General features: G+C 38.6%; 24 protein-coding genes. 13 read left to right on the top strand and 11 right to left on the bottom strand.

The window, feature by feature from the left end:
- The first annotated feature begins 339 nt into the window (after window positions 1-339).
- The 3 genes from PN471_RS19805 (at window position 340) to PN471_RS19795 (ending at window position 1,650) form a co-directional block, all read left to right on the top strand.
- The gene (locus tag PN471_RS19805; protein WP_271778297.1) at window positions 340-834 is read left to right on the top strand and encodes a Photosystem I reaction center subunit III; all 495 of its coding nucleotides are present in this window, start codon (window positions 340-342) and stop codon (window positions 832-834) included.
- A 39-nt stretch (window positions 835-873) separates the two neighbouring features.
- Window positions 874-1,020, top strand: coding sequence for a photosystem I reaction center subunit IX (gene psaJ / locus PN471_RS19800; protein ID WP_039203682.1), 147 nt, complete (start codon window positions 874-876; stop codon window positions 1,018-1,020).
- An 81-nt stretch (window positions 1,021-1,101) separates the two neighbouring features.
- Window positions 1,102-1,650, top strand: coding sequence for a photosystem I reaction center subunit XI (locus PN471_RS19795; protein WP_271778296.1), 549 nt, complete (start codon window positions 1,102-1,104; stop codon window positions 1,648-1,650).
- Between the two features lie 347 nt (window positions 1,651-1,997).
- On the opposite strand, the gene gmk is transcribed toward PN471_RS19795, so the two are convergent.
- The 6 genes from gmk to grpE form a co-directional block, all read right to left on the bottom strand.
- Window positions 1,998-2,594 (bottom strand): guanylate kinase, encoded by a 597-nt coding sequence (gmk, locus tag PN471_RS19790; RefSeq protein WP_271778295.1) that lies wholly within the window; start codon window positions 2,592-2,594, stop codon window positions 1,998-2,000.
- Between the two features lie 151 nt (window positions 2,595-2,745).
- Window positions 2,746-2,874, bottom strand: coding sequence for a hypothetical protein (locus PN471_RS19785; protein WP_271778294.1), 129 nt, complete (start codon window positions 2,872-2,874; stop codon window positions 2,746-2,748).
- Window positions 2,875-2,971: 97 nt separating this feature from the next.
- Window positions 2,972-3,238: an extracellular matrix/biofilm regulator RemA gene (remA, locus tag PN471_RS19780; protein WP_015080662.1), complete on the bottom strand. Its 267-nt coding sequence runs from the start codon at window positions 3,236-3,238 to the stop codon at window positions 2,972-2,974.
- 386 nt (window positions 3,239-3,624) lie between these two features.
- On the bottom strand, window positions 3,625-4,059 hold the full coding sequence (locus PN471_RS19775; protein WP_271778293.1) for a CAAD domain-containing protein: 435 nt from the start codon (window positions 4,057-4,059) through the stop codon (window positions 3,625-3,627).
- Between the two features lie 44 nt (window positions 4,060-4,103).
- Window positions 4,104-6,062 carry a molecular chaperone DnaK gene (dnaK, locus tag PN471_RS19770; protein WP_271778292.1) on the bottom strand — a complete coding sequence of 653 codons (1,959 nt, stop codon included), beginning with the start codon at window positions 6,060-6,062 and terminating at the stop codon, window positions 4,104-4,106.
- Between the two features lie 211 nt (window positions 6,063-6,273).
- Window positions 6,274-6,948, bottom strand: coding sequence for a nucleotide exchange factor GrpE (gene grpE / locus PN471_RS19765; RefSeq protein ID WP_271778291.1), 675 nt, complete (start codon window positions 6,946-6,948; stop codon window positions 6,274-6,276).
- A gap of 533 nt (window positions 6,949-7,481) precedes the next feature.
- Between grpE and PN471_RS19760 the strand changes: the two genes are divergently transcribed.
- From PN471_RS19760 to PN471_RS19750, 3 genes are all read left to right on the top strand, one after another.
- A complete protein-coding gene (locus PN471_RS19760; protein WP_271778290.1) occupies window positions 7,482-9,482 on the top strand; it encodes a GspE/PulE family protein in 2,001 nt (666 codons plus the stop codon).
- Between the two features lie 194 nt (window positions 9,483-9,676).
- Window positions 9,677-10,780, top strand: a complete 1,104-nt coding sequence (locus PN471_RS19755) for a type IV pilus twitching motility protein PilT (RefSeq protein WP_193895564.1) — start codon at window positions 9,677-9,679, stop codon at window positions 10,778-10,780.
- 95 nt (window positions 10,781-10,875) lie between these two features.
- The gene (locus tag PN471_RS19750; RefSeq protein ID WP_193895566.1) at window positions 10,876-12,099 is read left to right on the top strand and encodes a type II secretion system F family protein; all 1,224 of its coding nucleotides are present in this window, start codon (window positions 10,876-10,878) and stop codon (window positions 12,097-12,099) included.
- Window positions 12,100-12,488: 389 nt separating this feature from the next.
- Here the strand turns inward: PN471_RS19750 and PN471_RS19745 are convergent, their stop codons facing one another.
- The 5 genes from PN471_RS19745 to PN471_RS19725 all read right to left on the bottom strand — a co-directional run bounded on the left by PN471_RS19745 (window position 12,489) and on the right by PN471_RS19725 (window position 15,598).
- Window positions 12,489-13,070 (bottom strand): Uma2 family endonuclease, encoded by a 582-nt coding sequence (locus tag PN471_RS19745; RefSeq protein WP_271778289.1) that lies wholly within the window; start codon window positions 13,068-13,070, stop codon window positions 12,489-12,491.
- 287 nt (window positions 13,071-13,357) lie between these two features.
- A complete protein-coding gene (locus tag PN471_RS19740) occupies window positions 13,358-13,939 on the bottom strand; it encodes a CPBP family intramembrane glutamic endopeptidase (RefSeq protein ID WP_271778288.1) in 582 nt (193 codons plus the stop codon).
- 20 nt (window positions 13,940-13,959) lie between these two features.
- The gene (locus tag PN471_RS19735) at window positions 13,960-15,000 is read right to left on the bottom strand and encodes a DUF3326 domain-containing protein (RefSeq protein ID WP_271778298.1); all 1,041 of its coding nucleotides are present in this window, start codon (window positions 14,998-15,000) and stop codon (window positions 13,960-13,962) included.
- A gap of 43 nt (window positions 15,001-15,043) precedes the next feature.
- On the bottom strand, window positions 15,044-15,214 hold the full coding sequence (locus tag PN471_RS19730; protein ID WP_193895572.1) for a hypothetical protein: 171 nt from the start codon (window positions 15,212-15,214) through the stop codon (window positions 15,044-15,046).
- Between the two features lie 66 nt (window positions 15,215-15,280).
- Window positions 15,281-15,598, bottom strand: coding sequence for a 2Fe-2S iron-sulfur cluster-binding protein (locus tag PN471_RS19725; protein WP_193895574.1), 318 nt, complete (start codon window positions 15,596-15,598; stop codon window positions 15,281-15,283).
- A gap of 377 nt (window positions 15,599-15,975) precedes the next feature.
- On the opposite strand from PN471_RS19725, the gene PN471_RS19720 reads away from it, so the two are divergent.
- From PN471_RS19720 to PN471_RS19690, 7 genes are all read left to right on the top strand, one after another.
- On the top strand, window positions 15,976-16,815 hold the full coding sequence (locus tag PN471_RS19720; protein ID WP_271778287.1) for an FAD-binding domain-containing protein: 840 nt from the start codon (window positions 15,976-15,978) through the stop codon (window positions 16,813-16,815).
- 548 nt (window positions 16,816-17,363) lie between these two features.
- Entirely contained in the window at window positions 17,364-17,537 is a 174-nt protein-coding gene (locus tag PN471_RS19715; protein ID WP_271778286.1) for a type II toxin-antitoxin system HicB family antitoxin, read from the top strand.
- 219 nt (window positions 17,538-17,756) lie between these two features.
- On the top strand, window positions 17,757-19,085 hold the full coding sequence (locus PN471_RS19710; RefSeq protein ID WP_271778285.1) for an AAA family ATPase: 1,329 nt from the start codon (window positions 17,757-17,759) through the stop codon (window positions 19,083-19,085).
- The gene (locus PN471_RS19705) at window positions 19,082-19,858 is read left to right on the top strand and encodes a DUF4435 domain-containing protein (protein WP_271778284.1); all 777 of its coding nucleotides are present in this window, start codon (window positions 19,082-19,084) and stop codon (window positions 19,856-19,858) included. Before PN471_RS19710 ends, PN471_RS19705 begins: the two co-directional genes overlap by 4 nt.
- A complete protein-coding gene (locus PN471_RS19700) occupies window positions 19,843-20,052 on the top strand; it encodes a hypothetical protein (RefSeq protein ID WP_271778283.1) in 210 nt (69 codons plus the stop codon). Before PN471_RS19705 ends, PN471_RS19700 begins: the two co-directional genes overlap by 16 nt.
- Window positions 20,053-20,226: 174 nt before the next feature.
- Window positions 20,227-20,442 carry a type II toxin-antitoxin system HicB family antitoxin gene (locus tag PN471_RS19695; protein ID WP_096667896.1) on the top strand — a complete coding sequence of 72 codons (216 nt, stop codon included), beginning with the start codon at window positions 20,227-20,229 and terminating at the stop codon, window positions 20,440-20,442.
- Window positions 20,443-20,521: 79 nt separating this feature from the next.
- The gene (locus PN471_RS19690) at window positions 20,522-21,349 is read left to right on the top strand and encodes a hypothetical protein (RefSeq protein WP_271778282.1); all 828 of its coding nucleotides are present in this window, start codon (window positions 20,522-20,524) and stop codon (window positions 21,347-21,349) included.
- Window positions 21,350-21,378: the final 29 nt, after the last annotated feature.

The following is a 21,378-nucleotide window of genomic DNA, read 5'->3' as shown; positions in this document are numbered from 1 at the left end:
GGCAAGAGGCAAGAGGCAAGAGGCAAAAGGTAAAAGGCAAAAGGCAAGAGGCGAAAGGCAAGAGGCGAAAGGCAAAAGGCAAGAGAATATATACATTCTCTCATATCTCCCCTACTCCCTGCCTCCTGCGCCCTGCCCCCTGCGCCCTGCCTCCTGCTCCCTGCTTCCTACCCTTTTCCCTATCTTTTGATTGAGAAGCTTTAACTTTTATTGACTTCAACTTTACTCAGTCCCCAGCCAAGAGTATGATAACTTCCTAGTTATCTAAAATAAAGACTGTACAAGCCGCTTCGTTTTGTACAAGAAACTTCCCGTTTTGTAATAAAAGGAAACAACTCCATGAGACGATTGTTTGCTTTGCTTTTGGTGATGACTCTTTGGTTCAATTTTGCTCCTGAAGCTAAAGCGCTAGGCGCAAATCTTGTTCCTTGTAAAGACTCTCCCGCCTTTCAAGAGCTAGCACTAAACGCCCGCAACACCACCCCTGACCCCGAATCAGGTAAAAAGCGGTTTGAAAGTTATTCTCAGGCACTCTGTGGACCTGAAGGTTATCCCCACCTGATTGTAGATGGCCGTCTTGATCATGCTGGTGATTTTTTAATCCCTAGTATTCTCTTCCTCTACATTGCTGGTTGGATTGGTTGGGTAGGCCGTGCTTATCTCCAAGCAATCCAAAAAGAATCAAATGCGGAGCAAAAAGAAATCCAAATTGATTTGGGTATTGCTCTACCTATCATCACCTCCGGTTTTGCTTGGCCAGCAGCAGCAATCAAAGAATTGCTCTCCGGCGAATTAACAGCGAAGGATTCAGAAATTACCGTTTCGCCACGTTAATTCATTTGTTTTCACTTATTCATTCTGGAGACTAAATTCATGGCTGAAAAAGGCGACGAAACCAACTACTTGCTGACATTCATCTCTACTGCCCCCGTTGCGGCTACAATCTGGCTAACAATCACAGCCGGTATTTTGATTGAATTTAACCGCTTCTTCCCCGACCTACTTTTCCACCCCCTATAGGTTGAAAACACGGTTAGGAAAAGCTAAGTAAATTAGCTTTCTCTTCTGGGTTGTTTAGCAATAAACAATCTTAAATAATGTATGAAACTCGTAATCTCACCTGTAATTTACGGGTTTCATGCCTTGAAAAATAACCACAGTGATTCAAGGAATCGAAAAATAGTTATGGCAATAGCAGCAGGACGTGATCCACAAAAAGGCGACCTAGAAACCCCCATCAACTCTGCTCCTTTGGTGAAGTGGTTTATTAGCAATTTACCAGCTTATCGCCCTGGTCTAAATCCTTTTAGACGTGGTTTAGAAGTTGGTATGGCTCATGGTTATTTGTTATTTGGACCCTTTGATAAATTGGGTCCCTTACGTAATGCCCCTAATGCTAACTTAGCTGGTTTACTGGGCAGCATTGGTTTGGTTGTAATTTTAACCGCTTGCCTATCTTTATACGCTAACAGCAATCCTGATAAGGCTCTTGCTAGTGTTGCTGTACCCAATCCTCCTATTGATGCTTTCAACTCTAAGGAAAGCTGGAATAATTTCGCCAGCGCTTTCTTAATTGGTGGTATCGGTGGTGCAGTAGTTGCATTCTTCTTAACAGGTAATTCTGGATTAATCCAAGGTTTATTGGGTTAATTTGATGATTGGTAACAGGTAATAGTTTCTAGGACTTACGCATTGACAGGATTAACCAAATATAAGGTATGGATTTCGGGGATTTTTACGTGATTGTTTGATGATTTTTGAGCGAACTGCTTGCAGCAGCACTTCGCTATCGCTATTGATCGGAAGTTAATCGCCAAAAGCCTGAAACGACCAAATATCCTTCATACACATGATGGTTAATTTGTACAGTGCGTAAGTCCTAAATCCTATAAATTAATCATTTTTTTATACTGATTTAAAATCATCTATAGCAATCATAAATGATTTCTGAAAATATCTAAGTATTGTAGGGTGGACATTGCCCACCCGGAGTAGTTTTAGTCAAAAATCGCCTTCTCTATTTCCTTTACAGCTTGCTCAAAATCATCATTGATAATTTTTATATCAAATTCATTAGCAGCAGCAATCTCTTCTTCAGCACGTTGTAACCGAAGATTTATAGCTTCCTCCGTATCTTGTCCGCGCCCGCGTATCCGCTTTTCTAATTCCGCAAATGAAGGTGGTAAAATGAAAATACTCAGAGCGCTAGGAAAAGTATGCCGAATTTGTCTTGCTCCTGCTAACTCGATTTCTAGCACCACCAACTTACCAGCCTGAACATGATTCAGCACAGCCTCACGGGGCGTACCATAACAGTTACCAGCAAATTCCGCCCATTCTAAAAATTCGCCTTGAGTAACTAACTGTTCAAACTGACTCCGACTAATAAAGTTATAGTTTTTACCATTGATTTCTCCCGGACGAGGAGAACGAGTCGTTGCAGATACTGAATAATGCAATTCTGGATAACGCCGGAGAATTTCATTCATTAATGTACCTTTGCCGACTCCACTCGGACCGGTTAAAACAATTAGTTTGCCCAGAGGCAGACATTCTTTCGTATTTGCACCATTATGGGTAGGTAAAACTTGCATTATCCGTGAAAAGAGTGAATTAATAAATACAAATAATTCCTTAGTCTTGTTTTAGCGACTAAAATAGCTAATACCAGTTTGAATTTGGGATTTGAGATGGTTAAATACCTATGGTATAAGCTTTTGCCGCAGTATTTCTCATCCTCACTCTTCAAAATAGCATCAAGACTAAAGAATTTGTAGCACTGGTGACAGAAATCCAGTCTAATTCATATCCTACAGCCGATATGGTACAAATAGAATTGGGTTGATATAGCAATCCTAAATGAAATGTGAACATCTCTTATTTTCCTACCCCTGTGTCCTCTGTGTCTGGAGTGGTTCGTTACAAAAACTAGTTCATAACTCAAATAGGATTACTATAATTATGCCAATGATTAATTATCTACAACATGATGATCACGAGAAATCACAAACCGATTGGCTACTGTTTCTGGCTGAATCGCCGAGAGAATAACATGACTAGAATCAGTAATAATCACTGCCCTAGTCCGTCTTCCATAGGTAGCATCAACTAATTGACCTCTATCCCTAGCATCGGTAATAATCCGTTTAATGGGCGCAGATTCTGGACTAACGATGGCAACGACTCTGTTGGCGGAGACGATATTACCAAAACCGATATTGATTAATTGAATTTCCATAAAAAAATTTCAGCTAAACGAAAAATGAAAAGCTCGTAGTAAACTTATTTCCATGTTATCGCTAAAGAATGGGAGTTACAACGATTTAAACCACGTTAGCCTGAGTTTTTTCATAATTAATGCTTTTTTTAGCTATATTATCCACAAAATCTCCTAAAAATATTCCTTACGATATATGCAAAATTAGATCCATACAAGCTAGTAGCGCAGGAAAAAGTCAAAACGAATACACCTGAGTTCGGTGTTAGGAGTTTCTCCTTCGGAGACGCTACGCGAACGGATTTATGATTTTTTCAACGAGATCATCAGGGTTTGAGACTCATGGCGAGTTTTCCACAAATTATCTTATGTCGAACTCAGGTTCAATTCAGCAATACCAAAAATCTTTATCCTAAAGATTCTTGTTTGAAGGCGTTAAATTTCTGAGCTAGTTCTTGCCGAGTCTCATATTTGATAAGATAACGGAAAGTAAACCAGATAGAATAAAACAAGCCAATCAACTCGAAAATCGGTTGTAGCAACGGGAAATCATTAACAGCATCTAGTAATGCGATCGCTACCTTAACTGTGACAAAAGCTGATAAAATTAAGGCTACAGTGATTAAACCCTGTTTATTGTTGTTAAAAATACTGCCTAAATAATCTGGCAGTTGGTTAAAAAATTCAACAATTTGTCTAATAATTTGCTGCCATTGAGATTCAGATTGCTTAGGAGCAAGTAATTTTGGTAAACGGCGATTGTCTGCATCTGAAAAAGATCCACTATCTTCTGGTAAAGCAGAATTTCCTTGTGATCTTTGCTGTGCTTGAGTTTCCATCATAGTTATCATTTAGGAATTGCAACATTTTTCGACAGGTGAATAGTTCACTCTATCGTCTCATAATCAGCTTGTGAGTTACTTTCCTCGTTTAAATTAATATTGAATGGCGGTATTTGTATGTTGGTCAAGGAAGAATGATATTCTTCTGTCAGATTTATTTGGGTGGCATCTTCTGATGTGGAATCCTCTTCACTAGCCTGGTTGTAAACATCTGTACCAATAGCAAAGATAGTTTGTTGGAAATCCTCTAAAAGGGTTTTAAACTTCCCTGGGGACAGATGGGAATTGTTCATTGCGGCTTGCAGTTGTTCAACTTTCTGATTAGCTACAGCTATCAATGGCTGACTGAGTAGATTGGAATTAGCCCGTAATGTTGAAGTATAGGTAAACAAGAGATTATTAGCTTGGTTTTTGAGTTCCACCAGTTCTTTACGTCTTTGATCTTCTTCGGCAAATAATTCAGCTTGTTTCCGCATTTGCTCAATTTCTTTGTTGTTTAACCCGCCTGTACTCGTAATGCGGATGCTTTGTTCTTTGCCTGTACCTTTATCTTGCGCAGCAACTTTGAGGATGCCATTCACATCAATTTCAAAAGCGACTTCAATTTGGGGAACACCACGAGGAGCAGGAGGAATGCCACTGAGGAGAAATTTGCCCAGACTTTTGTTATCTTTAGCCATAGCACGTTCTCCTTGGAGGACATGAACTTCTACGGAGTTTTGACCATCAACGGCTGTAGAAAATATTTGGGCTTTGCTGGTGGGTATGGTGGTATTCCGGTCAATAATTTTGGTGAATACTTCTCCTAGTGTTTCAATCCCTAAAGATAAAGGTGTAACATCTAAAAGTAACAGGGTGTCTAATTCCCCCCCCAATACCCCGGCTTGGATAGCTGCACCCAAGGCTACGGCTTCATCAGGATTGACGGAATGATCTGGGGTTTTGCCATTGAAAAATTTAATCAGGGCGTTTTGAACGGCAGGAATGCGGGTAGAACCCCCGACAAGAATAATCCTATCTATATTCTGTAGTTTGACTTCTGCATCTTTGATGGCTTGCATCATTGGGGCGATAGTCCCCTCGATTAAACTCCTTGTGAGTTCTTCAAATTGGGACCGGCTGAGTTCCATTTCCAGATGTTTGGGTCCGGTGGCATCAGCCGTGATAAATGGCAGGTTAATAGAGGTAACAACCATGCTGGATAGTTCGACTTTGGCTTTTTCCGCTGCTTCTCGCAGGCGTTGGAGTGCCATTTTGTCTTGGGTAATGTCTATGTTCTCTTCTGCCAGGAATCGCTCCACCATCCAGCAAACAATGGCATTATCGAAGTCGTCTCCGCCGAGATGATTATTACCACAGGTGGCTTTAACTTCAAAAACTCCATCTCCTAGTTGGAGAATAGATACGTCAAATGTGCCTCCGCCTAAGTCAAATACGAGGATTAATTGTTCTTGATCTTGTTTGTCTAAACCGAAGGCTAGGGCGGCAGCGGTGGGTTCGTTAATAATTCTTAATACTTCTAGCCCAGCGATAGTACCTGCATCTTTTGTGGCTTGTCTTTGAGCGTCTGTAAAATATGCTGGTACGGTAATTACGGCTTTTGTGACTTCGTCACCCAGGAAATTTTCCGCGTCTTGCTTGAGTTTTTTCAAGACCATAGCGGATATTTCTTGGGGTGTGTAGTTTTGGTCCCGAATTTGGACATCAACGGTGTTATCCCTGCCTTTGATACAATTATAAGGGACACGACCACGCTCTAATTCTGTGTCTTCCCAGCGACGACCAATAAATCTCTTGATACTGTAGACTGTGTTTTCGGCATTGGTTACAGCTTGTCGCTTGGCTAGTTGTCCGACTAGGCGATCATTAGCTTTACCAAAGGCTACAATACTAGGGGTAGTACGTCCACCTTCGGAGTTGGCAATTACTTTTGGTTGCCCAGCTTCCAAAACAGCGACACAACTATTTGTAGTCCCTAAGTCAATCCCAATAACTTTTCCCATACTTGAATTATTTTTAGTAAGATGCTCTACCGTAATTACTCACAAGTGGTTGTGTCTTAGCTACAGGCAATGAATTTATGCAAACTTGATGCAAACTTTATTTAAAAACTTAGTATTACATTGGCATTCATGATTGATGATTCTATCTGGATGCTATGAGCATAAGGCAGTGAAACTTTAAGCAAGTATCAACAGCCTTATACTGTTTAGGCTAACTGTTATCTTGATTGGACAAATCTTCTGAGTCCACAGATATATCTTCTTTGGGCGCAGCTACTTTCACCATAGCATGGCGGAGTACACGATCGCCAAAATAATAGCCACGAACTAACTCTTCTAAAACTGTTCCTTCTGGATGTTCATCTGTCGGTTCTCGCATCACAGCTTCATGCAAATTCGGGTCAAATTCTTGACCTTCAGGACGCATGGGTGCTACACCTAAACGTTTGAGACAATCCACCAATTGTTTATAAACCCCTTGATAGCTCTTATGAATGGTCATTTCGCCATCGCCCTGGGGTTTGAGGTGCGCTCGCGCTCGTTCAAAATTATCAACGACAGGTAGCAATTCTGTAATCGTGTTGCGCTTTACCTGTAGGTCAATTTCTTCTTTTTCTTTGGCAGTTCGTTTGCGGTAATTCTCAAAATCTGCGGCAATTCGCATATATTGAATACTACGGTCTTCTAATTGAGTCTTGAGAGTTTCAATCTGTTGAGATAAATCCGCTAAGACAGCGATATCTACTTCAATGGGGTTGGTTGTAGCATTACCATTTTCCTCAGTGAGTATATTATCTCCCTGTTCATTTATTTGGTTTACTACTTGCTCATTAGCTTCGCTGCTAGAGTCTTGGGGGTTAATTTCGGACGGGGAGTCACTTTTCATAAGAATATGTGGTAAGTGGAAAACTCAGTCACTGAAGTGCTGAGAAGAATGGTTTGCGGTAGACTTAGGCGTTTTCGGTAACTTTAGCAACTACTTGCTATATCTTTAGTTGATTCGCCCAATTCCTGGTTTATAGAATAACTCAGAGGCTTTAGCCCTGGGATATCAGCGACTCGTGGGATTTTCATCCCTGTCATTTATTTTCTCTTGCCATAATTTAGCATTTTATCGACAATATGACCCATGTAGGAAGGGTAATCAACCTGTCTAAAAACCCGATTGCCGCCTAAACCGCAGAGACTGTACCTTGACAATTAAACGGCTGTTGCTCTGCTTGGGGAGACCCCAAAACCGCACGGTAGGAGTCGGACACACCTGCAAAGGTTTTCGGTATTTTTCCGATAAATTCTCAATATAAAAATTTTTACATCAAAAGGTTGTTGGCTAGAATTTAATACAGTATCAATGAGAAGTATGTACCACCGTGAGGGAATACTTAAAGAAGAGATTCCCCTACCCTAACCCATCTGCTTATGACTTACTCATCACCACAAGGTCGCAGTACGGCGATAACGATCAGAACTGAGTTTTCGCCTTTTGCTAATAAACTGGTAGCATCTGGCTATGCCAATAATGAACAAATGAGACAGGCTGTAGCTACGAGCCGCAAGTCTGGTAAGCCACTGACAGAAGTATTAGAGTCAATTACTAACCGAAAATTAGCTCCTGAACAGGTAACAGCATACAAAAAACAACATTTATTTGAACTTAAAATTTTATACGGTATTGAGTCGCTTGATACTGAAGTCAACGAAATTGATACAACAAATGTGGGGATGCTGATTCAAGAACTCATTCCTGTGGAGATATGCCGTCGCCATTATCTAGTGCCATTGTCAAGACATGATGACCAAGCGTCACCTTATATTTTGGTGGCGATGGTTAACCCAGATAATTTAGACGCTTCTGATGATCTTAACCGAATTTTGCGTCCTAAAGGTTTGTCTTTTCAGCGGCGGGTAATTACCCATAAAGATTACTGGGGCATTATTAATCAATACCTAAATGAGCAAGCTGCCCGCCAAAAGACCTTAGATCAACAAAAAAATTATGATGTGAAGGGGGATTTAGATAATTTAGAGAATCTGGAAATAGAGGAAAATAGTGATGATGATGTTGATTTAGATAAGGCGATCAAGGGTGCTGATGATGCACCTATTATTAAACTTGTGAATCGGATTTTGTTGAAGGCTTTAAGTGAGGGTGTTTCGGATATTCACATTGAACCCCAGGAAGAATATTTACGGATTCGTTTCCGTAAGGATGGGGTGTTACGTGAGGCATTTGAAAATATGCCGAAAAAAATTATCCCCGCGGTAACAGCCCGATTTAAAATTATTTCTAACCTGGACATAGCGGAGAGACGTTTACCTCAAGATGGACGTATCCGGCGGATATTTGCGGGGAGGAAGGTGGATTTCCGGGTAAATACTCTACCCAGTCGTTATGGAGAAAAGGTTGTTCTTCGGATTTTAGATAATTCTTCGACCCAATTGGGTTTGGATAAGTTAATTACTGACCCAGAAACCTTAAATATTGTTAAGGATATGGTTAGTAAGCCATTCGGGTTGATTTTGGTGACAGGACCAACTGGTTCGGGTAAAACGACTTCGTTGTATTCGGCGCTGTCAGAAAAGAATGATCCGGGGATTAATATCAGTACGGTAGAAGATCCGATTGAATATAGTTTACCGGGGATTACTCAAGTACAGGTAATTCGAGAAAAAGGGTTGGATTTCTCGACGGCATTGCGGGCTTTCTTGCGTCAAGATCCAGATGTGTTGCTGGTGGGGGAAACACGGGATAAGGAAACTGCGAAAACGGCAATTGAGGCGGCATTAACTGGTCACTTGGTATTAACTACTTTACACACTAATGATGCGCCGGGAGCGATCGCTCGCTTAGGAGAAATGGGTATTGAACCTTTCATGGTTTCCAGTTCTCTGATTGGTGTTTTAGCTCAACGTCTCGTTCGTCGTGTCTGTTCTGAATGTCGGATTGCCTATACTCCCACCATTGAAGAACTAGCTCGCTATGGTCTATCCGCTTCCCAAGAGGCTCAGGTGACTTTCTATAAAGCCAATATTATCCCACCAGAAGAAATAGCCAGCCATAAAAATCTTTGTCCAAAATGTAATGGCATTGGCTATAAAGGGCGTTGTGGTGTTTATGAAGTGATGCGGATTACTGAAGAATTACAAACCCTCATTAATCAGGAAGCACCTACAGAAAGGATCAAAGAAGTAGCTGTTGAAGAGGGTATGAAAACCTTACTGGCATACAGTTTAGACCTAGTTCGTCAAGGTGCAACTACCTTAGAAGAGGTAGAACGGGTAACATTTACAGACACAGGTTTAGAAGCCGAATTAAAGGCTAAACGCAAAAGTGGTCTGACCTGTCGAATGTGTACAGGAGAATTACAACCAGAATGGTTAGATTGTCCTTACTGTATGACACCTCGATTTACAGATTAACCAACCACATATTTTGCATTGAGAGTTTGCGGTTATTTATTACGCCTTATGTGAGTTGGCGGCTAGAACAATGCAATCTCCTTCGTAAGACTAGGACTTGTCGGTAAGGTGAAGTCTGAAACCCTTAAAATAACCGGGGCATTTTTAACTCACATAAGGCGTTTATTATTAATTAATGGGAGTGCAGTCAGACTATGGAAATGATGATTGAAGACTTGATGGAGCAACTAATTAATATGGGTGGCTCAGACTTACACCTATCTGCTGGTTTGCCTCCCTATTTTCGGATTAGTGGACATCTCACACCTATTGGTGAACACATCTTAACTGCTGATGAGTGCCAAAGACTAATTTTCAGTATGCTCAATAACACCCAGCGCAAAACCTTAGAGCAAACTTGGGAATTAGATTGTTCCTATGGTGTCAAAGGATTAGCTCGGTTTCGGGTGAATGTCTACAAAGAACGAGGTGCTTTTGCCGCCTGTTTACGAGCATTAAGTTCTAAAATTCCTAACTTTGAAAAATTAGGGTTGCCCGATATAGTTCGGGAAATGACGGAAAAACCTAGAGGATTAATTCTCGTTACGGGTCCGACTGGTTCTGGTAAAACTACGACCCTAGCGGCAATGATTGACTTAATTAATCGGACTAGGGCAGAACATATTTTAACAGTTGAAGACCCTGTGGAATTTGTTTATGAACCTATCAAAAGTCTAGTTCACCAACGCCAATTAGGGGAAGATACGAAGAGTTTTGCTAGTGCTTTAAAAGCAGCTTTACGGGAAGATCCAGATATTATTTTGGTAGGAGAAATGCGGGATTTAGAAACAATTGCCTTGGCAATTTCTGCCGCAGAAACAGGTCACTTGGTATTTGGTACATTACATACAAGCTCGGCTGCACAAACCGTTGACCGGATTATTGACGTTTTCCCCTCAGAAAGACAAACTCAGGTGCGGGTGCAGTTATCTAACTCCTTAGTTGCAGTTTTTAGTCAAACTTTAGTACCTAAGAAAAATCCCAAACCAAATGAATATGGTCGAGTTATGGCTCAAGAAATCATGGTGATTACTCCCGCTATTTCTAACTTAATTCGGGAAGGAAAAACAGCACAGATTTACTCAGCTATTCAGACCGGTGGTAAATTGGGAATGCAAACTCTAGAAAAGGTTTTAGCTGATTTATACAAAGCTGGAACTATTTCTTTTGAAGCGGCAATCTCTAAAACCTCTAAACCAGATGAAGTACAGCGTCTAATTGGTGCGACAGCCCCAGCAGGAGCTAAATTGAACAGGTAAGATGAGGGGGCAAGGGGCGGGGAGCAGGGAGCAGGGGAGAGAAATATTCTTTTGCAACTAACAACTGACCAATTCTAAAATTTTAAATTAATATTATGCCTACCTACGTTGCCCGTATTCGTGATTCTCAAGGAAAATCCAGAACTGAAAAATTTACCGCTGATTCCTTGACTGATGCTCGGACTAATCTTAGAGATCAAGGTTTTGTTGTTCAAGATTTAAAAGAATCTCAAAGCTTGGCTTCTCGGTTTGATATCCAGAAAATTCAGAATTCCTTTGTTAAGGTTTCTGTCAAAGATAAAGCAATTTTTTCCCGTCAATTTGCTGCTTTAGTAAATGCAGGTGTAGCTATAGTTAGAGGCTTGAGTGTACTTGCTGAACAGTGTAGTAATCCTAAACTTAAAGCAGCTTTAATAGAAATTTGTGCTGATGTTCAAACTGGAGTTAACCTCTCCGATTCCATGCGTAAACATCCTGAATGTTTTGATGGCTTGTATGTGAGTATGGTACAAGCTGGAGAAATTGGAGGTGTGTTAGATGAGGTTTTAAATCGTTTAGCTAAACTATTAGAAGATATGGCGCGATTGCAGAACCAAATTAAATCAGCTATGTCTTATCCAGTGGTAGTAGGGTTTTTGGCAACTGCTATCTTTGTGGGGATGACAGTTTTTCTAATTCCCATTTTTGCCGCCGTTTTTAAAGATATCGGAGTAGAATTACCAGCACTTACCCAATTTTTGATGACTTGTAGTGAAATATTACGAAGTTATTGGTCATTGGCAATTATCGGCGGGTTATCTGTACTATCATTTCTCTATAAGCAGTATTACAAGACCCCTATAGGTAAGTTAAATATTGATGGTATTTCTCTCAAACTGCCTTTGTTCGGTGATTTGATTCAAAAATCTGCTATTGCTCGGTTTAGTCGGACTTTTGGTTCATTGACTCGCTCTGGAGTCCCGATCTTAACCTGTTTAGAAATTGTGCGAGATACATCAGGAAACCAAGTTATTGCTAATGCTATTGACTCTGCCCGTGAGGAGGTGCAACAGGGGGGTATGATTAGCGTGGCTTTGCTCAAAGAAAATGTTTTTCCGGGTATGGCAATTCAGATGATGAGTATCGGTGAAGAAACGGGTCAATTAGATGGAATGCTGATGAAAGTTGCCGATTTCTATGAAGATGAAGTAGAACAGGCCGTGAAATCTCTCACTAGCATTTTAGAACCGGTGATGATTGTGGTTTTAGGGGGAATGGTAGGAACAATTTTGTTGGCTATGTATTTGCCCATGTTCAAAGTATTTGAAAAATTGGGTTAAGGAAGGATTGAAAGATGAAGTATGAAGACTAAATAGGGTTTGCTGAATAAGTTGTCTGTGAGGGGAGGTGACAGGTGACAGTTTCAACTATCTGGATATCCTCAACTTTCCAAATCCGACAAGGAAAAATGCACCTATTGTGAGACACTATCAGCCAAAACCTGGCACTTTCTTGTGATAAAAATCCGCGAAACCCTTATTAGTAAATAGTTTTAGCTTTATTTAGCAATCCCTAAATAGGGTTTGCTGAATAAAATCTGGTTTGGGAATATTGGCTGAAGAAACCGTTCAGTTGTTATTAGTTGAATTTTCTTGATTAGGATTAATTAATTCGGGTTTACATTTGCTAAATGGTGCTACCAATTCAGCCCGTTTTAAAAATACTATTATTAAATAAGAATATCACTTACCTTAATTTTAATTTCTGGAATTACTCCACTTTTAATCACATCATCACGTATATAGATAGATTCTTCATAAAAGCCTTCTACTAAAGATAAAACTGTAATCTTGTTCTGCACAGGATCGACAATCCAATATTCAGTAATTCCCCTGGCTGCGTACTCAGAACGCTTAAAACGATAATCTCGTATTTGATTTTTAACACCAGGCGATACCACCTCAATCGCTATTAATGGTGGTGGCATATCATGGGTAATTGTTCCTCTTTTCGTAGTTTCCAAAGCAGCACGACATTCTTCACCCAAAACTAATAAATTAGGAATCCTTACTTTAGCCCTACGCCCACTTACCTCAATCATAATTTCTTTATATTTTAATAAATGGAACGGGACAGATTTAGCCAATTCCAATAATAATCTCATTGATATATCAGAGTTTAAAATTGATTCTGGTGGCATTAAAACTAATTCTCCATCTACTAGTTCATAGCGATTCTCAGTTCCATCATCATAGGCATAGTAATCTTCAAAGGAAAAATACTTGACTTGTGGTTGAGTAGTTTGAAACATAAATATAATTCCATTATCTTAGTAACTCAAGTTGCTAGTTATCTAGTTGAGGCTGGTAATGGGTAATTGGTAATGAAAACAGAAATTTCATCCTGTTCATCCTTTAATCCTGGACATCCTGATAGCGAAGCGTGGCGTTAGCCATTTCTGACAATGTACCTAACTAGCAACTTACATTAGTACATATTACTACAAAATTTAAAATATTACAGTTCACATCAGGTCATTCTACACAATTGTGTAGGCTGTGGATCTTTATACACTGCCCTCATAGACAACTTATTCAGCTAAAGTTTTTGGATTTTCCATAAATAGCTAGATAGCCAATTTGTCACCATATGAGCAACTATTGGTAATAACAAGTTGCCACTTAATAGGGTACTACAACCTAAAATGATACCAACAATAGTTGCCCAAATTACATAAGGCCATTGTTCGGGACTGCTAAGGTGTAGGACTCCAAAACAAAGACTGGACACGATCACAGCGGTATAATCTGCGCCTAAAGCGGGTAGCATTACACCTCGAAATAATAATTCTTCACTTAACCCGGGGAGTAATCCTAACCAAATTAAGTCCGGTAAAGCTAGAGGTTTGAGAACCATTTCTAGATAATAATCAGCACTTTTGCGATAGGGAGGGGAAAGGCGATACGCTAAACCACTTAATATGGTAATAATTACACCTAAACTAATTCCTAATAATAAATCTTGTTCGTGCCAGCGCCACTCAAAAAGCACAATGTTACCCCAGCGTAACCATAATTTAGCAACTATCCAGAGAATAATTGCGGTTACACCCATTGCTACTAAGACTTGGGTGCGTGTTAAATAGGGTATTTCTGGTTCTTGATTTTGTTGTTCAATCACAGGAGTTTAAAAAATAATTGTTAATTGTCAATGGTTAATGCGGAAGGATTGATACCTGCCTTATGAGCGACTAATACACCTACTGCTTCTAAATATGAGTTTACCTGTAAGGTGGGAATTCTTAACATGGATGGAGAAACTTGCATCAAAGTTTCATTTTCTGCAACTGTAATTATTTGACATTGTTTCTGGATTAAACTCAATAAAGCACTATTTCCACAAGCGGTGACGGGAATAATTAAAGCATCAACTTGATCTGCCCAGATATCAGTGGATAAAGAATTGTGATGTTCTGTATTAATGATAAATTGCGGGGCGTTACCCAACCCAACTAAAACGCAAGGTAAGAATGTGTAGCCCAATTCTTCCGCTGCTGCACGGGGGGATAAATTTGCGTCTGGTGAGGTGCTGGCAAGGGCAGGAGCATGGGCGCAGGGAATTTTAAAGGTACGAACTAATAAATGACTAATGACGGCTTCTGCACCTGCTATAGGGTCTACTCCTTGCCCTTGGCAATAGTTTTGGACTGCGGTTTCGTCCATATCCTCGGGGAACCGGGCAACAACTGCGATCGCTTCGGCTTTTTCTTCTATAATTAATTTCTCAGCAGCCCGTAATAAACTATCAGGATTGCCAATTGTTCCCCAACTAGCACCTGATGCAGAAGTCCGTAATTCTACGTTTAGTGGGGCATCTGTAATAACATGATTTGTAATATTTAATCCTAAAGTTGCTCTGGCTGCGTCGGCTACCTGCAAGTGTCGCAGCATTAGTTCCGGTTCGAGTCCCTGGTCTAAAAGTAAACCGACTCTGTTACTACGGACAGGACGTAAACCCCATTCTCCAGCCGCAAATTTATCTAAACCATAACCTTCGACATATAAAGCGTTGGGAATATTCCAGTATAAACTTGCGCCGTTCATGACATTGGGGTGAGTAATCAAGCGATCGCATACCTGTGATATAACTCTAGCTACTGGTAACGCATCACCAGCATAACCGCCAATCGCCGCCCCAATGCCGGTAGGTATAATTAAAATTACTGTGTATGGTTTTTGGATGGGTATCACAGGTTTTTTTCGCGCAAAGACGCAAAGATGAAATTTAAGCGGTAACTACGGCTTCTACTGTTACGGTTTGTGCTTGTTCATTAACAGCGGTAATAGCCCAACGCAGGGGTTCACCTTGTTTCTCCAATTCTGCTGTAATCGCTTTTTCTAATTCTGTGGGAGTTTCTTGCAATTCGATTTCAGCGGAAATAAAGTGAGTTGTCATAATCCTAAATCCTTTGCCTTGATGATTTTGAGAATACAGAAACTTTTTGGTGATTGGTAATGATGATCAACCTTTCCCAAATTGCGCTTTATAAACAATCTCTTCTTTTTCCGTTTCGATTTTTAAATCAGAAAGAGGTTTAGCAACACAAAGCAGCGCATAGCCTTGTTTTTGCAAATCTGGACTTACACCCATACCATCCTCTTGATTTACAGTTCCTTCTGTAATCAAAGCCGCACAAGTTGTACAAACACCAGCACCGCAAGAAGTCGGTAAGTCTAAACCATTAGCTGAGGCGGCATTGAGAATAATTTCATCTTCAGGAACTTGCAGGGTATGTTTTTTACCTTGGTGGTTAATTTCTACAGTGTAAATTTTGGACATATATAGCAGCAGTGTTTGGCAACAGACAAATATTCTATTCTACTTGTTGACATTATTAGGACATTCTACCATATTTATTGTTAAATTTGACTTAATCCTCAAGGCTTTTGGCTGTTATTGAATTTGGTTCGTTCGTTTATATTCATGGGGATACCTCAAACTTTGGGCGTAAATTAGACTTTTCAACCAACCTCTTAGAATATAGATCAATTATTTACGGTACAAAACCACATTTGATTGTAGACTACTAATACCAATTTTACGGGAATCTCCACAGAATCATCAAATACATTGGTTCATCCATATTCATCTGCGTTCATTTGCGTTCATCTGCGTTTAATTATTCTTAAAATCCTAAATTGACATTTACAAATTTTATGTTACGTGATTTCCAAAATCGAGCCGAATTAGTCGCATATCTCAAGGAACAGTTCCCCCAAGCCGCAGCACAAGATGATCACATTAGCGATATTCCCGGAGGAAGGAAAGCAGCACAACAAGCACTCCAAAAAATTGACCCCATAGCTTACGCAAAAACCCGCAACTTCTTAACAGGTGACATTACCAAATTATCACCATACCTTCGTCATGGAGTCTTGAGTCTGCGGGAAGTTCGAGAATATATACTGAACCGAATTGACAATCCCGACGATGCTAATAAACTAATTAACGAACTAGGCTGGCGCGATTATTGGCAAAGATTATATGTCAAACTAGGAAACGAGATTTGGCAAAATCAAGAAGAATCCAAAACCGGTTATCAATCAACAGACTACGCAGCCCAACTACCTGAAGATATCACAACCGGAACGACAGGACTAGTTTGCATTGACAGCTTTAGTCAGGAACTACGAGAAACAGGCTACCTGCACAACCATATAAGAATGTGGTTAGCCGCCTATATTATCCATTGGCGGCATATTCAATGGCAAGCCGGCGCAAAATGGTTTCTCCAACATTTACTCGACGGTGATCCAGCAAGTAACAATATGTCATGGCAATGGGTAGCAAGTACATTTAGTCATAAACCCTATTTTTTCAACCGTGAGAATCTAGAACGGTACAGCAAAGGCGTTTATTGTCGTCAATGTCCCCATTTCGGTAAATGCGACTTTGAAGGCAGTTATGAACAAATAGAACAGCGACTTTTTCCCAAAGCTAAATTCAGCAAACAGCCGAATAGTCAAAGTTGGCAAAAAAGCAATCATCGGAAATAAGCACCCCAATTTGTTAATAAATGTAAAGAATAAGTCCTACCTCAAAAATCAAATGATATATTCAAAGCATAGGACACCAAGCAAATAAAAACCAACTAAAAGAAAAGGGTAAATGATCAGTGTGTCCCCTATCATCAGCCCGACAATTACAGCATTATTGATGAAGAAGTGGCAATTAGCCAAACTCTAGATAAGATGGCGAAGCCAAATCCCAGAGCGGAAAGACGTAGATATGCTGTATTTGCGTTTTAGAAAGTCCACCCTTAGTAACTTAAATTCACTTACTTACTTTAATCATTTGAAACCTGCAAATTCACTAGAACCCGGTCAACCTTGATCGGGTTTTTAGATGTTTATACCTTGTTTTTATGGGAAAATTGCTATGATAATCAATACCTTGTCCAAATCGAAAAAAGTCTTAAATTTGTAGGTTGGGTTGAGGTACGAAACCCAACGCATTTGTTGGGTTGCGCTGTCGCTTAACCCAACCTACCAAAAATGGACAAGGTATTGATAGTCAATCATTAATCATGAAATAGAAGTTATTTATGTCTTATAAAGTTAGTATTGTTATTGAAAAAGATGAATATGGGTATTATGCTTATTGTCCTGAACTTCCTGGATGTCAATCTGAAGGTGATTCTTTAGAAACCGTACAAGCAAATATCAAGGAGGCAGTTGAATTATATATAGAAACATTATCAGAAGAAGAATTTCAATAAAGATGAAGAAGATATTTAAGAAGATGTTTTAAAAGTGTTTTTTTGTCAGAATCAGGATATCCAGGATTTGAGGATTTTCAGGATAGGAATTTTTATGATTAAAGATGTAAATATTGATAGTCAGTTCAATTATGAAGTAGATTGGAAATATCTGGAAGCATCCCAATCTACTGCTACTATCAGGCTTAATAATGTCTATGAACATGAGAGTTAATTATTATGCGAATTAAGCAAATTTCTGTTAGCGGCTTATTTGGAATTTTTGATCATGTAATTCCGTTGAATATGGATGATAGAATCACCGTTATTCATGGACCGAATGGTTTTGGTAAAACAGCAATGTTGAGAATTTTGAATGGATTTTTTAACTCCCAATACTCTGAGTTAGAAACTATTCCCTTTAGTAAATTTTGCGTTGATTTTGATGATGATAGTAATTTTGAGATTATCAAAAATTATGATGATTCGGAAAACATAGAGAATAATATTATTTTTAATTTTTATCAGCCTAATGTAGAAGCTAAAAAATGGCTTTATACTCCTATTAAAAAAAATCCTTCTTTAACTTTAAGTGCAGAAGATATATCTTTATCATGGTATAATTTATCATCTAAATTAAAATCAAAAAAAGAACTTGAATGGTTAAAAGAATTAAAAAATAATATTCATCTTCGTCTGATAGAATCGCAACGGTTATTAAATGTATTTCCTAATCATCGTTCTAAATTAAGCGATGATAGAAGACCTTCATTATTTAGTCCTGAACTTACAAGAGAGATAATGAGGATGGAAGATAAATTTGATGATAGAACGCCTTCAATTTTATCAACTGTATCTGCATATTCTGATGAACTTGCCAAGCTAATGCAAGATAAGTTTAAAGAATATGGAACAATATCTCAATCTCTTGATAGAAGTTTTCCTATGAGGGTAGTAAAACAACAGTCATTATCAGATATAACAGATGAACAACTACGTAATCAACTTAATGAACTTGAAGAAACTCGTTCTCGTCTGATAGAAGTAGGTCTTTTAGATCAAGATGAAAATTCAGAGTTTCAAATTCAACCACAAGACATAGATGAAAGTACCAAAAATGCTTTATCAGTATATGTTGAAGACGTAGAAAAAAAACTCAATGTTTTTACTGAAATAGCGACTAAAATTAATTTATTGAAGAAGATTATTAATAATAAATTTTCCTATAAAGAGATAAATTTTAGCAAAGAAAAGGGATTCATTTTTACAACACTTTATAATTCATCCTTGTCTGATTCAAAAACTCTATCACCAACTGATTTATCATCGGGTGAACAACATGAATTAGTGCTTTTATATGAACTACTATTCAAAGTTGAACCTAATTCCTTAGTCTTGATTGATGAGCCTGAATTGTCTCTTCATGTAGGTTGGCAAGTGCAGTTTTTAAAGGATTTGCAAGAGATTACAAAGTTGGCTGATTTAGATATTCTCATAGCTACTCATTCACCCGATATTATACAAGATCGCTGGGATTTAACAGTTGAATTAAAAGGTCCGGTAAAATGAGAGAATTTTTAACCGTTGACCGTGTTGCTAACCAAATAAGATTAAGACGTAGCACTTATTCAGGAACTTTCTTATTAGTTGAAGGAAGTTCTGATAAAACTTTCTATGAGAGATTTGTTGATAAATTAAGTTGTGAATTAGTCATTACTGCGGGAAAACCCTCTAGTAAACAGCGTGCTATTGCCATTTTAGAAATTTTAGAAAAATCAAATTTTCAGGGAATTTTAGCAATTGTTGATGCAGATTTTGATCGTCTGCAAAATACACCAGATACAAGTCCTAATCTACTCCGCACCGACACTCATGATCTTGAAACTATGCTAATCAAGTCATCTGCTTTAGAAAAAGTAATTAGGGAATTTGGTTCTGAAGAAAAAATTACCCCATTGAATCGAGATATTAGAGAAGTATTAATTTCCGTTGGTGTTGCAATTGGTTATTTACGTTATATTTCTCAGTCTGATAAATTAAATCTTACTTTTGAAGGTATAACGTTTAGCAAATTTATTGATGAAAAAAATTGGCAATTTAATCAATTAAAACTCATTCAAGAAATCAAGAACAAATCTCAAGCTTTTTACTTGAAAGATGAAGATTTAGAAAAACGGCTAATTACTGAAAAAAGTAATAATCATGATCCTTGGCAAGTCTGCTGTGGTCATGATTTACAGCAAATTGTCATCAAACCCGGAACAAGAACCCCACCCCCAACCCCCTCCCCGCAAGCGATGAGGGGGCTAAGATGTACCTTATATGATTGGAAATCGCTGTAGTAGAAGTTTTATCACTTGGTTTACGAAAAGCTATTGGAACTAATAAAACGGTTGATGTTGAAGCAAATAGTCTTGAGCGTAATTTACGACTTGCTTATGAAGTAGCTTATTTTTACAAAACTCAGCTTTATTGGGAAATTCGTAAATGGGAAACCAACAATCAACCATTTCATGTTTTACAGATTCTTGAATAAGAGGATGTTTGAAAAGTCATTATTGATGTATCAAAAACTTTTAGATCCCCTAATCAACATAGTATTTCAAACATCCAAAGTAAACTGGCAAATCAAGTTATATGATATAAATGATTTACTAGAATCAAATATTTTCAACTATTTGTGTTATTTCATGGAGAAATTGATTGAACTATGGTAACAATAAAATCTCAACGGAAAGTGCTGTTATCTCATGGTGAAGATGGGTATTTTGTTGTCGAAGTACCCAGTTTACCCGGTTGTATTAGTCAGGGTAAAACTCGTGAGGAAGCTTTAGCTAATATAGAAGAGGCAATATCTCTCTACATTGAAGTTTTGCAAGACAGAAATGAACCTGTTCCAGAAGATACGGTATTGATGGGATATTAATCTGAAATACCTCTTTTTGATACAATTGAGATCCAAAATCGCATAAAATTAACAAAACAACCCCTAATGGAGATTTAACTTGTCGGCATATAGGACTAGATTACAAGCAAATGAGATTAAGCTCAGACTACAACCTTTAAAACGTGCATCTCTGTTTAGAGGAGAAACTGAATTGGCAGTTAGGATTAAAGAAATTCTAACTACACTATCTGAATATAAAAGTGAACTTATTGATAAAAAACGGTTTTTAATAGGTTTTCTCAATGAATTTTATTACGATATTCAAACTTATATATATGACATCAAACCGATTTTAAATTTACCTCAAGGAGAAATAGAAAAATTTTGCCAACAAAAGAATCTATCTGTAACTGAGTATTACTGGTATAGCGTCATATTACCTAATTGGTTGAGTCAAAAAGATCCAAAATTTTCTTACTGGATTGAAAAACTTATACAAGAAGAGTATACTGGTAGTGACGAAGATTTAATTATTGCTATAACTAAAACAATTAATGTTAGGACTGACGGAAGTGCTTCAAACCGTTATATTCTAGATTTCTCTATGGCTACAGATTTACTTATTAGTCACGTTCCTAGTACACTTGAGCCTGTGTTTGTTCAACTTACAGGTACTGCTATCCTTCGAGATAGACAACGTAACCCTGATTTTCTGAAAAAGCAGCAGAAATGGAATCATACTCTATCATGTTGGGGTATTAAACGGGCTTTATTGGTTAGTCATGATGCTCAAGTGAACACTTCAAACAATCTACTCAAGTTAGCAGATGTTATGCTAAGAGGGTGTTTGAAAAGTCTAATTTATTACTTGCAAGGGCGACTAGAAGTCGCAGCTACACAGACGAAACCCACCTTCGTGGGTTCAAAAGCCTTGATTTTTCGTTAGTCCACGCAGGTGGACTTTGTTTGTGTAGT

It is taken from the genome of Aphanizomenon sp. CS-733/32 (genome assembly GCF_028330045.1).
Lineage (GTDB): Bacteria > Cyanobacteriota > Cyanobacteriia > Cyanobacteriales > Nostocaceae > Dolichospermum > Dolichospermum gracile.
The sequence above is the reverse complement of the archived record's forward strand: the minus strand, read 5'-3'. Positions and strand labels throughout refer to the sequence as shown.

Excerpts from the sequence above, each read along its gene's own strand:
- PN471_RS19710 (WP_271778285.1), top strand. The coding sequence starts at position 17,757 with ATGCGAATTAAGCAAATTTCTGTTAGCGGCTTATTTGGAATTTTTGAT.
- PN471_RS19695 (WP_096667896.1), top strand. The coding sequence starts at position 20,227 with ATGGTAACAATAAAATCTCAACGGAAAGTGCTGTTATCTCATGGTGAA.
- PN471_RS19760 (WP_271778290.1), top strand. The coding sequence starts at position 7,482 with ATGACTTACTCATCACCACAAGGTCGCAGTACGGCGATAACGATCAGA.
- dnaK (WP_271778292.1), bottom strand. The coding sequence starts at position 6,062 with ATGGGAAAAGTTATTGGGATTGACTTAGGGACTACAAATAGTTGTGTC.
- PN471_RS19745 (WP_271778289.1), bottom strand. The coding sequence starts at position 13,070 with ATGTTTCAAACTACTCAACCACAAGTCAAGTATTTTTCCTTTGAAGAT.
- PN471_RS19795 (WP_271778296.1), top strand. The coding sequence starts at position 1,102 with ATGAAACTCGTAATCTCACCTGTAATTTACGGGTTTCATGCCTTGAAA.
- PN471_RS19720 (WP_271778287.1), top strand. The coding sequence starts at position 15,976 with ATGTTACGTGATTTCCAAAATCGAGCCGAATTAGTCGCATATCTCAAG.
- grpE (WP_271778291.1), bottom strand. The coding sequence starts at position 6,948 with ATGAAAAGTGACTCCCCGTCCGAAATTAACCCCCAAGACTCTAGCAGC.
- PN471_RS19775 (WP_271778293.1), bottom strand. The coding sequence starts at position 4,059 with ATGATGGAAACTCAAGCACAGCAAAGATCACAAGGAAATTCTGCTTTA.
- PN471_RS19785 (WP_271778294.1), bottom strand. The coding sequence starts at position 2,874 with ATGTTCACATTTCATTTAGGATTGCTATATCAACCCAATTCTATTTGT.
- PN471_RS19725 (WP_193895574.1), bottom strand. The coding sequence starts at position 15,598 with ATGTCCAAAATTTACACTGTAGAAATTAACCACCAAGGTAAAAAACAT.
- PN471_RS19750 (WP_193895566.1), top strand. The coding sequence starts at position 10,876 with ATGCCTACCTACGTTGCCCGTATTCGTGATTCTCAAGGAAAATCCAGA.
- PN471_RS19805 (WP_271778297.1), top strand. The coding sequence starts at position 340 with ATGAGACGATTGTTTGCTTTGCTTTTGGTGATGACTCTTTGGTTCAAT.
- PN471_RS19730 (WP_193895572.1), bottom strand. The coding sequence starts at position 15,214 with ATGACAACTCACTTTATTTCCGCTGAAATCGAATTGCAAGAAACTCCC.
- PN471_RS19715 (WP_271778286.1), top strand. The coding sequence starts at position 17,364 with ATGTCTTATAAAGTTAGTATTGTTATTGAAAAAGATGAATATGGGTAT.
- psaJ (WP_039203682.1), top strand. The coding sequence starts at position 874 with ATGGCTGAAAAAGGCGACGAAACCAACTACTTGCTGACATTCATCTCT.
- PN471_RS19755 (WP_193895564.1), top strand. The coding sequence starts at position 9,677 with ATGGAAATGATGATTGAAGACTTGATGGAGCAACTAATTAATATGGGT.
- gmk (WP_271778295.1), bottom strand. The coding sequence starts at position 2,594 with ATGCAAGTTTTACCTACCCATAATGGTGCAAATACGAAAGAATGTCTG.
- remA (WP_015080662.1), bottom strand. The coding sequence starts at position 3,238 with ATGGAAATTCAATTAATCAATATCGGTTTTGGTAATATCGTCTCCGCC.
- PN471_RS19705 (WP_271778284.1), top strand. The coding sequence starts at position 19,082 with ATGAGAGAATTTTTAACCGTTGACCGTGTTGCTAACCAAATAAGATTA.